Source organism: Pantoea sp. PNA 14-12 (assembly GCF_004364735.1).
Taxonomy (GTDB): domain Bacteria; phylum Pseudomonadota; class Gammaproteobacteria; order Enterobacterales; family Enterobacteriaceae; genus Pantoea; species Pantoea stewartii.
In genome coordinates, this window is the sequence record NZ_SOAJ01000005.1 from 152,863 (window position 1) to 165,848 (window position 12,986).

A 12,986-nucleotide genomic window follows, 5' to 3' on the forward strand; every position below is an offset into this window, starting at 1 on the left:
TCATGACAGCCCTTTAGCGGATATCACTCTATTTGACGCAATCACGATGATTAAGGATTTACCAAAAAACGGTATCGAACATATCTGTAATTCCACGAGGCGAGAGCTTAAGGCGCTAGTATGTGCGGTATGCCATTCTCCTGAATTAAACACCAGCAAGCCAGGTTATCCAGAGCGGGCGGCGCATCCGCCGTTTTTGCTTGTGAATGCAGGCAGTTACGATGTCATCTCATCTGCCAGACGCCGTGGGATCGCAGCCTGATTTAAGTCACCTATTCTGAGCATGCTTTGACTGTTTTTTAAAGCAAAACAGACAGGCTTATTTCGCAACAGGTAGCGTTGAGATGGGTTTCGATCCCGGTTGATCGCCTTTTCCGCCAGGCTTAACCATGCCCGTTCTCGCCGACTTTATCCGTCTGTTTATTTTTTCGCCTTGCGGCGAAATAAGATTTTTAATGAAAGTTAAACGTCTCATAAACGTAACAGAACCTGAACGGCAAAAACGTACAACATCGCTACGCTCAATATAGGTAAATCATTTTCATAATCGTTACGGAGTCAAATTGATGCATAAACTTTCGATTGTTGTTATTACCGCAGGTCTGCTCATGGCAATGAGTACTCAGGTCGAAGCGAAAGGGTGCCTGAAAGGTGCAGCCGTCGGTGGCGTTGCCGGGCATATGAAAAACCACGGTGCAGCGGGTGCGGCGGCTGGCTGTGCGGTTGGGCATCATATGGCGAAGAAAAAACAAAAAGAGGCGGATGCTAAGCAGCAAGGGCAGCAGTAAATCTCGCCTCCCTACACCGTCCGTCAGCGGACAGGTGTAGGGCAGATCAGGCTTTCCACCACAGGTAATCTCTTCTCTCCCTTTCGTGACGCACGTTAGCTCAGCAGGCTGGCGGCCACGTTTACAGATAACCCCAGAATCGTCAGATTAAAGATAAAAGAGATGACCGACTGCAGCAGGGCGAGTTTTCGCATTTCTGTTGTGCCCGTTGCCACATCGGCGGTCTGAGAAGCCACCGCGATGGTAAAAGAGAAATAGAGAAAATCCCAGTAAGCCGGGTGCGCAGGTTTCTCTGGAAAGATCATCGGGGTAACGCTGCTGCTACGATGCAAATAGTGCTGGTGTGCATAATGCATGGCAAACGCGCTGGGCAGTAAAGCCCAGGAGGCGATGAGCGTTATGGCGGTCAGAAGCAAATGCAGGGCCCGCGGTGTGCCCGTCAGGCTTTTCAGCGTGGGAAGCTCGCTCATAATGGCCACCATACTGATCGTACAGGCTACAATCACCAGCCCCAGTACCAGTGCGGCACTTTGATCCTGCATCTGGGCGATTCGTTTAATCTGATCAGGCGCAGTGCGTAACATACGAAACCAGATAAACCAGAGATAGAGCCACGCCAGCACGTTCCAGCTTATCAACAGTCGCTGCATTTGCCCCAACTGTTCGGGCAGTAAAAAATAGCAGACGATACCCGCAACGACAGAGATGAGCAGGCGCAACCGGGCGAAAAGATTTGAGCCAAAGGAAGAGTGCATGGTCATGGGTTTTTACTGGTAATTGAATCAGTTAACTCTAGTGTATTCCGGATTATCCTGCCGTAAAAAAAGCACGAGATTTACCCTGCGTTGTGAATGGGATGATGATGACATTCAGCTCTGAGTCAAATGCCCCAGCCACCACACCTTAAGTCAGGCAAACAGATGCGGTTACGTGCGATGTCACCCCATTTCCTCTTTCTGTTCTGTACCGGCACCGAGAGTGTGCAACGCACATTCATTACTCATCATTCTGGTGCTTAACGGCCTGAAAATCGGGTAATTGCCTGATTTCTGGCAACATGATTTCTGGCACGTCAATTGCAGAACTGTGAACAGTACGCAGCGCAACACATAATCTGATAGCAATAGCTGGCTAGGGTTCCGGTTCACGCAGGTGAATGTCTGGTCCGAGAGCTGGCGACCTCTGCGAGGTTACACGGCGGGACAAAAGCCCGGGAGACAGCAGCACCGTGAGGTGTCGCGCTGCTCCTTTTTTGTGCCAACCAGAGGTTAACCATGAAAACAACGTCGTTCATCCGCACGCTTTTGCTGTCACTGGTCTTGCTGATCAGCTTTCCTTCCTTCGCCGCGGTCAAAAAAGAATTCAACATCTGCTGGACGATCTATGCGGGCTGGATGCCCTGGGGCACCATCAGTAATGAAAAAATTATTGATAAATGGGCCAGCAAATACGGCATCAAAATCAATATCGTTCAACTCAACGACTACATCGAATCCATTAACCAGTATACAGCGGGGCAGTTTGACGGCTGCACCATGACTAATATGGATGCGCTGACTATCCCGGCGGCAGGCGGCGTGGATTCGACTGCGCTGATCACCGGCAGCTATTCCGATGGCAACGACGGTATAGTCCTGAAAGGGGTGAATAAAAAACTCAGCGACCTGAAGGGCATGTCGGTCTATTTACCTGAGCTGTCGGTATCGCACTATCTTCTGGTTCGCGGACTGGAAAAAGCCGGACTGCAGGAAAAAGACGTGAAGGTCGTCAATACCTCGGATGCGGATATCGTCTCGGCCTTTGGCACCAGCAACGTGCGGGCGGTGGTCGCCTGGAACCCGCAACTGTCCGTCATTAAAAAGACGCCACAAACCACGGAAGTGTTTAGCTCCTCCCAGGTCCCCGGTGAACTTATCGACATGATGGTGGTGAACACCCAGACGCTGAAAGATAACCCGGCTCTCGGCAAAGCGCTGACCGGAGCCTGGTTTGAAATGATGGCAAAAATGCACGCAGGCGATACGAAAGTGCTGAGTGAGATGGCTGCTGATTCCGGTACCGACCTTGCGGGCTATCAGGCCCAGCTGAAAACGACCCACCTGTTCTGGACACCTGCCGAAACGCTGGCCTTTATTTCTTCCCCGGAATTGCCAAAAACCATGCAGCGCGTGGCGACATTCTCCTTTGATAAAGGGCTGCTGGGCCAGGGCGCACAGAGCGCTGACTTTATCGGCATGACGTTCCCGGGCAACGTCACCATTGGCGACAGGGCTAACAGCAAGCTGCGCTTCGACGACAGCTATCTGAAGCTGGCCGCCGCGGGCAAGTTGTAACCACTGACCACGGGAGTTCATGCCATGCGCCTCATCAACCGCTATCCCCGCCAGGGCATGCGCCTGACGCTAATGCTGTTGCCCTTCGTGCTGATTATCGCCGCCTGGTTTATCGGGTCGGCGGTGCGGCTTGAAGCCAATCCGCAGGACAAACTGCTGCCCGGCCTGTCGCAGATGATTGATGCCATTGACCGGATGGCTTTCACGCCGGATAAGCGCAGTGGTGAATACCTGCTGTGGACCGATACGTTTACCAGCCTGAGCCGCCTGCTGCTGGGGCTGACGCTCTCCTCGTTGATCGGCCTGTGTCTGGGTATCGCCGCAGGGGTGTTCCCACTGTCCCGCGCCGCCCTGTCACCCCTGCTGACGGTTGTCTCGATGATTCCGCCGCTGGCGATTCTGCCCGTGCTGTTTATTGTTTTCGGCCTGGATGAGTTGTCAAAAGTGATGCTTATCGTCATTGGCATTACGCCGATGCTCGCGCGCGATCTTGAACACCGGGCGCGGGAAATCCCGGCAGAACTCTTTATCAAAGCGCAAACCCTGGGGGCGAATAGCTGGACGGTTGTACTGCGGGTTGTCCTGCCGCAGCTGTTATCGCGGCTTATTACCTCGCTACGTCTGCTGCTGGGATCGGCCTGGCTGTTTTTAATCTCTTCTGAAGCGATTTCGGCGACCGCCGGGCTCGGCTATCGCATTTTCCTGGTGCGGCGTTACATGGCGATGGATGTGATTATCCCTTATGTCATCTGGATCACGCTGCTGGCATGGCTGATGGATCTGGGCCTGCGCAGGTTGCACAACGCCTGTTTCCCCTGGGCGGAAGGAGGCCGGAAATGAGTTTTATCAGCATCAGGAATATCTGGCAGGAGTACGGCGATCATGTAGTGCTGGAGCGTATCAGTTTGCAGGTTAAAGAGGGTGAATTCTGCTCCCTGGTCGGTGCATCGGGCTGCGGAAAATCGACATTTTTACGCCTGCTGCTGGGTCAGGAGAAACCTACCCGGGGAGAGATCACGCTGGATGGCCAGGCTCTGGCAACAGAACCAGACCGTAGCCGCGGCGTCGTGTTTCAGCGCTACTCCGTGTTTCCCCATCTCAACGTCCTGGATAACGTCGCGACGGGACTTGAGTTACCTGCTTCCCCGCTGTTTGGCCGCCTGTTTGGTGCCCGGAAACGCGAGGCCCGCCAGCAGGCGCGCGCGATGCTGGAGAAGGTGGGGCTGGGAAATGCGCTGGATAAATATCCGGCGCAGCTCTCCGGCGGCATGCAGCAAAGGCTGGCGATTGCCCAGGCATTCATTATGCAACCGCGCGTGCTGTTGCTTGATGAACCTTTTGGCGCGCTGGATCCCGGCATTCGCAAAGATATGCATGCGCTGTTGCTTCAACTATGGAGTGAAACCCGTATGACGGTGTTTATGGTCACCCACGATCTTGCCGAAGGCTTCAACCTGGGTACCCGGCTACTGGTATTCGACAAAGTCCGTCACGATCCCCAGGCCCCTGATGCCTGGGGCGCACGTATTACTTACGACATTCCGCTTAATGAGGCGCGAATGGCACAGATAATGGCAGACAGTAAAGACAACGTTTATGCATTAAGGAGACAGCAATGACCGCACGTTTTCACTCGGCTCCCAGCCTGCGCGAAGAGCGGCTTCCCGGCGGGGCGCATACCTCACTCATTCTGCGTAAAGGACAGATCCTGCGCCTGACCGATCTCGACGGCGGCGCTAACGTCAGCATGATGATGCTCAATCCCCACGAAAAAAGTGAACGCCTGAATCTGCCGGATACGCTAAAGGGTCAGCATACTGCCCGGCTCACCATCGGGCACTGTTTCTACTCCGATATGGGCCGCGTACTCGCCGGAATCGTGGCGGACAGCTGTGGCTGGCACGACCCGTTTGGTGGCGTACTGAACGCGGCAGAAACGCACGAAAAATATGGCACGGGGCGCTATCAGGAGCTGCGGAATGGCTTCCATCGTAACGGCGTCGATAATCTGTTGGTCGAAATGGGCAAATGGGATTTGGGTCTGGAAGATCTGCTCATGGTCGTTAACTTCTTCAGCAAAGTTACTGTAGATGAAGATGGCCGCTTCCACTTCATCACAGCGAACAGTCGCGCAGGGGATTTTGTTGAGTTGTTTGCCCCTATGGACGTCCTGATCGTTTTGACCGCGCTGCCGCATCCGATGGATCCTGCCCCGGACTATGCCCCGCGCCCCATTCAGCTGAGCTGGTATCAGGCGGATGACGAACAGGCCGCTACCGAAGCGTTGTTTATCCGCGATGAAAACCAGCGCGCGATTCGCAATACCCTACTTTTTGCCCTGTAAGGAGGCAGTGATGACCATGATTTCCAGCGACCACCGTCCTGAAGATGCCGTGTACCGTCACGTGATCCCGGCGGGAGAACCCTGGCTGTTTGAGGTTAAAAAAGGGCAAACACTGCGTCTGCTCGATTTGGAAGGGAATCAGGCGATCGATACGCTGTTTTACAACGCGGATAACCCGCGTGAACGTTACGATCCTCAACGTACGCTACGCCGTCAGGGTAAGGCTTACCTGACCACCGGCAGCGTACTCTATTCCAATCTGGGCAATCCGTTGCTGACTATTGTCGCCGATACCTGCGGCCGTCACGATACGTTGGGCGGGGCTTGTGCGCAGGAAAGTAACACTGTGCGCTATGCCCATGACAAGCGCTATATGCACAGCTGCCGGGATAATTTTCTCTGTGCCTGCCTGCACGATGGCCGTCTGCATAAACGCGATATCGGTGCCAACATCAACTTTTTTATGAATGTCCCTGTTACCCCGCAAGGGGGACTGACCTTTGAGGACGGCATCTCTGCGGCCGGTAAATACGTTGAACTGCGTGCTGATTGTAATGCGGTAGTTTTAATCTCTAACTGTCCGCAGTTAAACAACCCCTGCAACGGCTGGAACCCTACACCCGCCGAGGTACTGGTGTGGAACTGAGTCCGGCGCGGCTGAGCGTTACGCGCGCCTGAACAACATCAGCCCCGGGGACGGCCCCAGGGGACAGATCGACTTTGTGCGGGACGGCCCGCTTCCCTGAGAGTTCCGCTTATGTTTGATACCTTACTGATTGCCAACCGTGGCGCGATTGCCTGCCGCATTTTGCGCACCCTACGTGCCATGCAGGTGAAGGGTGTGGCTGTGTACGCCGAAGCCGATCTCGGTAGCCTGCATATTCGCGACGCGGATGAAGCGTTAAGCCTTGGCGACGGCCCGGCGGCGCAAACCTATCTGGTCGCCGAAAAAATTATCGCCGCAGCGCAGCAAAGTGGCGCACAGGCCATTCATCCGGGCTACGGTTTTCTCTCTGAAAATGCCGCGTTCGCGGAAGCCTGTGAGGCCGCAGGACTGATTTTTGTCGGCCCAACGCCGCAGCAGTTGCGAACCTTTGGCCTGAAGCACACGGCCCGGGCCCTGGCGAAAGCCGAAGGTGTGCCCTTACTGGAAGGCAGCGAATTACTGGCCGATGCCGCCGCAGCCTGCCGTGTCGCCGGGACAGTCGGTTATCCGGTGATGCTGAAAAGCACCGCGGGCGGCGGCGGAATTGGCATGCGCGTTTGCCGCGATGCGCACGAGCTGGCCGACGCGTTCGATACGGTACAGCGGCTGGGGCAAAACAACTTCAGCGACGCCGGCGTGTTTCTCGAAAACTATATCGAACGGGCGCGCCACCTTGAGGTACAGATTTTCGGCGACGGACTGGGTGAGGTTATCGCGCTGGGCGTGCGTGACTGCTCGGTGCAGCGGCGTAATCAAAAGGTCATCGAAGAAACCCCCGCGCCCAATCTGCCCGAAGGAATGGCGCAGGCGCTGTGCGAGGCGGCGGTTGCGCTGGGTAAAGCGGTAAACTATCGCAGTGCGGGCACGGTGGAGTTTGTTTATGACAGCGTCGCCCGCCAGTTTTACTTCCTGGAGGTCAATACCCGCCTTCAGGTAGAGCATGGCGTAACGGAACAGGTCTGGGGTGTTGACCTGGTGAAATGGATGATTGAACTGGCGGCGGGCACCTTGCCGCCGCTGCGCGAGCTGGCCGCGGGGCTTCAGCCACAGGGCCATGCTGTTCAGGCACGGGTTTATGCGGAAGATCCGGGACGGCAGTTTCAGCCTTCCCCCGGACTGCTCACGGAGGTAGCCTTTCCCGAAACCGAGAATGCCAGCCTGCGCATTGATCACTGGGTCGAAGCCGGCTGTGAAGTGCCGCCGTTTTTTGATCCGCTACTGGCAAAAATGATCGCCTGGCGGCCCAGCCGCGATGAGGCCATTGCCACGCTTTCGCAGGCGCTAGGGGAGACGCGTTTGTACGGTGTTGAAACCAATCGCCTCTATCTGCAGCAAATCCTGGCGTTTGCGCCCTTTGTCCACGGAGAACCCTGGACCCGTTGTCTGGAGCAACTGTGTTATCAGGCGGCGACAGTTGAGGTGCTGAGTGCCGGTACGCAAACCAGCGTTCAGGATTACCCGGGCCGTCTGGGGTACTGGGCAGTCGGCGTACCGCCATCCGGGCCGATGGATGATCGCGCCCTGCGTTCAGGCAACCGGCTGCTGGGGAATGAGGAGGGCGAAGCCGCGCTGGAAATCACCCTCACCGGACCCACCCTGAAATTTAACACCGCCATTGAGGCGGTGATTTGCGGTGCATCGCTGAGCGCTACCCTGGATGGCCAGCCCGTGCCGATGGAATGTGTCTTTACGATATCCGCCGGAGCAACGCTAAAGCTGGGTGCCGTAAACGGTGCGGGCGTGCGAAGCTATCTTTGCCTGAGCGGCGGTATTCAGGTGCCAACATATTTAGGCAGCAAAAGCACCTTTACGCTCGGCCAGTTTGGTGGTCATGTCGGACGCGCCCTGCGCAGCGGTGATATCCTGCACCTGGCACCGCAGGCGGCGCAGGCGGGCACGAAACTTCCTCTGGCTTTGCGTACGAATCTTCCGCAGGTCCGCACCTTGCGGGTGATTTATGGCCCCCATGGCGCGCCGGAGTTTTTTACGCCGGACTATATCGCCACCTTTTTTGCCACGGACTGGGAAGTACATTTCAACTCCAGTCGCACGGGCGTTCGTCTGATTGGACCCAAGCCTGACTGGAGCCGTGACAGCGGCGGCGAAGCCGGACTGCACCCGTCGAATATTCACGATAACCCCTACGCTATTGGCGCGGTTGATTTTACCGGCGATATGCCGGTAATTTTGGGCCCGGATGGACCCAGTCTGGGGGGCTTCGTTTGTCCGGTCACGGTCATAGAAGCCGACCTCTGGCAGCTGGGGCAACTGAAAGCCGGTGATAACGTGCGCTTTACCGCAGTGGATTTGCCCACCGCGCGTCAGCTGGCCCGGGAGCAACGCCAGGCGCTGGCAACGCTCTGCGCGCAGGAGACGGCCTGGCAACCTGCGCCGCTGACCTCGCCGATTGTTATGACCTGCGGCGAGGCCGATAAGCGCCTGGTGGCGCGGCTTTCGGGCGATACGCATCTGCTCCTCGAAGCCGGGGAGCCGGAACTGGACCTGGTTCTGCGTTTTCGTATTCATGCCCTGATGCAGGCGCTGGAAGCGCATGCAAAAGACGGGGTGATTGATATCACGCCGGGGATCCGTTCGCTGCAAATCCATTTTCAGCCTGAAATTCTCACCCATGACGCGCTGCTGGCATGGGTGCGCGGCGAGTGGCTCACAGTTTGTATGCATGATGATCTGCAGGTGCCGACGCGCGTGGTGCATCTGCCGCTTTCCTGGGACGATCCCGCCTGCCGTCAGGCGATTGAAAAATACATGACCACGGTACGTCCTGATGCGCCGTGGTGCCCCAGCAACCTGGAGTTTATTCGTCGGATTAACGATCTGCCTGACGAGCAGGCGGTCTGGAAAACGGTATTTGAAGCCAGCTACCTGGTTATGGGGCTGGGCGATGTCTATCTTGGCGCGCCGGTAGCGACACCGCTGGATCCGCGCCATCGTCTTGTCACCACAAAATATAATCCGGCGCGCACCTGGACGGCAGAAAATTCGGTCGGTATCGGTGGGGCTTACCTGTGCGTTTACGGTATGGAAGGGCCCGGTGGCTATCAGTTTGTGGGCCGCACGCTTCAGATGTGGAACCGCTATCGCGACGTCACCGATTTTGCCGGAAAACCCTGGCTACTGCGCTTCTTCGATCAACTGCGTTTTTACCCCGTATCCGCCGGGGAACTGATGCAAATCCGCCGCGATTTTCCACTGGGACGCTATCCGCTGCGCATTGAGCACAGCACGCTGCGGTTAAGCGATTATCAGCAGTTTCTTGCTCAGGAGGCGCAGAGCATCGCGGCGTTTCGTGACCATCAGCAAAAGGCGTTTAATGCGGAACGCGATCGCTGGATCGCCAGCGGTCAGGCTCATTTCGACAGCCAGGAAAGCGTGGTGGAAGAGGGCGGCGATAGGTCATTACAGCAGGGTGAACAGGGCGTCGAAAGCCCGGTTTCCGGCAATCTCTGGCAGGTGCAAACCACGGCGGGAAGTCGCGTGCGTGCGGGGGATGTGCTGGTCGTGCTGGAATCCATGAAAATGGAGATTCCGCTGCTGGCGCCGTGCGACGGCATCATTCAGCAGATAAACGTGCAGCCAGGCAGTGCTGTGCGCGCGGGACAGCGGGTTGCGGTGATAAGGGAAGAGAACGTCTGAAGCGGGAGCGGTTTCGGACCCCGGATAGCGGTTACCGCCGGGGCTGATCACGCTCGTTGGTGATCTCCGTCTGGCAGGGGCGCGAAGCAGGTATGGCTCGTGCACCTGCGCGCCGAAAGCCATGCGCTCTGGCATGTTATCGGCGCGCTGTTTGCTAAACAAAAACGGCTGTAAAGGTGATGCGTATTCCCGGCCTTTTACGCGTCGCGGACGCTGCCACCATAAGCTTCCGGCACCAGATCCTGCTCGGCATCCCCGCTCTCAAGTAGCATTAACAGACTTTCAGCAACTTTTTCAGGTGAATGCGCGAAGGCGGCAATCTCTTTTTCCTGCGCGCTGGCCTGCTCACGGCCTGATTTAACGGACTGGTAAAATTCTGTCGCGGTCACAAAGGGATAGAAAGTCGATACCGTGATCCCCTCAGAAGCCAGCTCCAGACGGGCAACACGTGAAAGCATATTCAGTCCGGCTTTCGCGCTGGTATAGGCCGCAGAGCCTGGATAGGTTGCCAGCGTTGCACCTGAGCTGACATTAACAATGCTGCCGCGTCCTTGCTGACGCATCGCGGGTAGGACCGCCTGCATCATCCTGAGTGGCGCAACCAGATTTACGTCCAGCAGTGCCATGAAGTCCTCACTGCCGATCGTGTCAATGGCACCATGCAGCCCTTGCCCCGCATTGTTGATTAACGCGTCAACGCGCCCAAAATGGCTAAGCGTGGTCTGAACGGCGTTGGCAATCTCATCATGACGCGTCACATCACAGGCTATCGCTATGGCGTTTCCCAACGCTTGCGCCAGCGCGCTAATGCGTTCTTTACGCCGCGCGATAAGTACCACCTGCGCGCCAGATTGTGCAGCCGCCCGGGCGGTTGCTGCACCAATGCCCGACGATGCGCCGGTTATCATGATTACTGCCCCTTTAATATTCATCGCTTTTCTCGCTCCGGTTGCGGCACTCTCCGCACTGATTTTAGTGCGCACATCATTGCCGCGCGGCCTGAATTCTGCTTATTATTTGCCTGTTTCTGCTTAATTCTGCGTAAGGCTGAGCTTATGACAACGGCATTAGACGCCCTGCGCGAGAGTGTGCAGGACTGGCCTGTGGATGCAAACGCGCATTCGGCCATCCCACGACTGGACATCTACCGGGTCACGCAACCTCTTACTCTTCCGCCTGAGGTTTATCCGCCCTTTATTAGCCTGATCCTGCAGGGTGAGAAGCAACTGCAGATTGGATCGCGTCTCTTTCGCTATAGCGCCGGGCAGGCCTTTATCTCGTCTGTCGATCTGCCAGCAAGCGGTAAGATTGTGGGTGCCAGCGATACAGCGCCTTATCTGGCAGTGTGCCTGACATTCGATCTTGCCGTGATAAGAGCATTACTGCATGTGTCACCCGCAATGAGTGAACCACCGGACGGACCGGGGTTTGCTGTTGAGGATGCAGATGCAACATTACTGGATGCCTGGTTGCGACTGGTGCGTCTGATTCATCATCCCGAAGATATTGCTGTGATGGCGCCCTTAACGGAGCGTGAAATTGTTTACCGCCTGTTGCGTGGCCCCCAGGGGGCGCTGTTGCGTCAGGCTGCTGACACAAGCGGTTATTTTTCATCCATCCGCAGTGCGGTGAGCTGGTTGAAAACGCACTATGCTTCGCCGGTGCGCATTGAACAACTGGCGCATATGACCAACATGAGTATCTCGGTATTTCATCGTCGTTTTAAAGCCAGCACCGGATTTTCTCCGTTGCAGTATCAAAAGCATCTGCGGCTTTATGCGGCGCGTAATCTGCTCTTTCGTCAGCCCGGTAACGTCGCTGCCGTTGCGTCGACGGTGGGTTATGACAGTTTGACGCAGTTTACCCGCGAATATACTCGTCTGTTTGGCATCCCGCCCGCGCGGGACGCCAGAGATCATCGTGGGGTAGGCGCGTTTCAGCAGGTGAGGTCGCTTTGATGACCCGCACCCGAATAATGCATCAGGGCACAATAACCATTTGAGAAGGCGCGCCTACGGCAACGTAGTTTCCGGTAAAGGTGATGGCACCGCTCGCTTTATCCACTCTGAAGCTGGTGATGTTATCGCTACGCTGATTCATCACGTAAATCATGCTGCCATCGGGGGATAACGTCAGCGTTCTGGGGTAATCACCGCGCGTCCACACATCATCCTTATGCGTCAGTGTGCCGTTAGCATTGACCTCAAAGTGCGCAATGCTGTCATGCAGACGGTTGGCCACGTAAAGATTTTTCCCCGCCTTATCAATAACTAACCCGGCTGCAAAACTGGTGCCTTTATAACCGGCAGGCAGCGTAGAAACCGTGGCCTTTTCCTGCAAGGCACCGGTATGCGGATTAATAAGGTAATGCGTGAGTGTCGAGGCTTCTTCATTGACTAACCAGAGCGCACGACCGTCGGCGCTAAAGACGAAATGGCGCGGGCCTGCTCCTGCTGACGAGGCATTTATCCATGCGGGTTTACCGGGCGTGAGCGTACCGTCTTTATTCAGGTGATACTGGTAAATGCGATCCAGTCCCAGATCCGTCGAGTACACAAACTGGCCCGTAGGATCGCTGGCGACCATATGTGCATGCGGACCGTTGTGGTCGCTAATAGCAAAGCTGCCCTCGGGCGCCGCCGCGGGTTTGCCTGCGCCTGCCGGGCCACTGTCCTGATGATGATCGATGGCCTGGCTCAGTTTACCCTCTGACGTCACCGCAAACACTGTGATACTGCCGCTGACATAATTGGCGACCATCAGGTAACGCTGGTCGGGTGTCAGAGACAGATAAACCGGCCCCTTACCTTGGGTGTCAACCTGATTTAATGCCGTGAGCGAGCCGTCCGGGCCAATCTGATAAGCGGTAACGCTGCCTTTTTCGGTCTCACTGGCCACATAGAGATGTTTACCATCGGCTGACGCGACCATCTGCGCCTGATTGGGCAGTTGACTCACCAACGTTTTTCCCGACAGTTCACCCTGCGCATTGATCGTGAATCGATAAACCCCTTCGCCATCAGTATTATAGGTTCCCACATACGCGTAAGATGCCTGAGCCATAAACGGCACAAAGGCCGTAACGCTTGCAACGGCGGCTGCTGTCAGAATCGTTTTATTCATAATTTTTCCCTATTTACCAGTGTCATAAAGCGAATATA

At 56.0% G+C, this 12,986-nt stretch carries 11 protein-coding genes and 1 riboswitch; of the genes, 8 read left to right on the plus strand and 3 right to left on the minus strand.

Annotated elements, in window-relative coordinates:
* Window positions 1-566 precede the first annotated feature (566 nt).
* Window positions 567-788 (plus strand): hypothetical protein, encoded by a 222-nt coding sequence (locus C7434_RS17425; protein ID WP_033742263.1) that lies wholly within the window; start codon window positions 567-569, stop codon window positions 786-788.
* Window positions 789-883: 95 nt separating this feature from the next.
* On the opposite strand, the gene C7434_RS17430 is transcribed toward C7434_RS17425, so the two are convergent.
* A complete protein-coding gene (locus tag C7434_RS17430; RefSeq protein WP_039339618.1) occupies window positions 884-1,543 on the minus strand; it encodes a DUF1345 domain-containing protein in 660 nt (219 codons plus the stop codon).
* Window positions 1,544-1,908: 365 nt separating this feature from the next.
* Window positions 1,909-2,007, plus strand: a riboswitch (guanidine-I (ykkC/yxkD leader).
* 55 nt (window positions 2,008-2,062) lie between these two features.
* Here C7434_RS17430 and C7434_RS17435 point away from each other — a divergent pair.
* The 6 genes from C7434_RS17435 (at window position 2,063) to uca (ending at window position 9,825) form a co-directional block, all read left to right on the plus strand.
* Window positions 2,063-3,121 carry a putative urea ABC transporter substrate-binding protein gene (locus tag C7434_RS17435; protein ID WP_033742261.1) on the plus strand — a complete coding sequence of 353 codons (1,059 nt, stop codon included), beginning with the start codon at window positions 2,063-2,065 and terminating at the stop codon, window positions 3,119-3,121.
* A 24-nt stretch (window positions 3,122-3,145) separates the two neighbouring features.
* On the plus strand, window positions 3,146-3,961 hold the full coding sequence (locus C7434_RS17440; protein ID WP_033742259.1) for an ABC transporter permease subunit: 816 nt from the start codon (window positions 3,146-3,148) through the stop codon (window positions 3,959-3,961).
* Complete coding sequence (locus C7434_RS17445; protein WP_033742257.1) at window positions 3,958-4,740, plus strand: ABC transporter ATP-binding protein; 783 nt, start codon at window positions 3,958-3,960, stop codon at window positions 4,738-4,740. Before C7434_RS17440 ends, C7434_RS17445 begins: the two co-directional genes overlap by 4 nt.
* Window positions 4,737-5,465, plus strand: coding sequence for an urea amidolyase associated protein UAAP1 (locus C7434_RS17450; RefSeq protein ID WP_033742255.1), 729 nt, complete (start codon window positions 4,737-4,739; stop codon window positions 5,463-5,465). Before C7434_RS17445 ends, C7434_RS17450 begins: the two co-directional genes overlap by 4 nt.
* Window positions 5,466-5,475: 10 nt before the next feature.
* The gene (locus tag C7434_RS17455; RefSeq protein ID WP_033742253.1) at window positions 5,476-6,111 is read left to right on the plus strand and encodes an urea amidolyase associated protein UAAP2; all 636 of its coding nucleotides are present in this window, start codon (window positions 5,476-5,478) and stop codon (window positions 6,109-6,111) included.
* Window positions 6,112-6,222: 111 nt separating this feature from the next.
* Window positions 6,223-9,825, plus strand: coding sequence for an urea carboxylase (gene uca / locus C7434_RS17460; RefSeq protein WP_133745726.1), 3,603 nt, complete (start codon window positions 6,223-6,225; stop codon window positions 9,823-9,825).
* A 197-nt stretch (window positions 9,826-10,022) separates the two neighbouring features.
* Here the strand turns inward: uca and C7434_RS17465 are convergent, their stop codons facing one another.
* Entirely contained in the window at window positions 10,023-10,733 is a 711-nt protein-coding gene (locus C7434_RS17465; protein WP_232368770.1) for an SDR family oxidoreductase, read from the minus strand.
* Window positions 10,734-10,880: 147 nt separating this feature from the next.
* On the opposite strand from C7434_RS17465, the gene C7434_RS17470 reads away from it, so the two are divergent.
* Window positions 10,881-11,783 (plus strand): AraC family transcriptional regulator, encoded by a 903-nt coding sequence (locus C7434_RS17470; RefSeq protein ID WP_133745727.1) that lies wholly within the window; start codon window positions 10,881-10,883, stop codon window positions 11,781-11,783.
* Window positions 11,784-11,805: 22 nt separating this feature from the next.
* On the opposite strand, the gene C7434_RS17475 is transcribed toward C7434_RS17470, so the two are convergent.
* Complete coding sequence (locus C7434_RS17475) at window positions 11,806-12,888, minus strand: lactonase family protein (protein WP_226374673.1); 1,083 nt, start codon at window positions 12,886-12,888, stop codon at window positions 11,806-11,808.
* Between the last annotated feature and the right edge of the window lie 98 nt (window positions 12,889-12,986).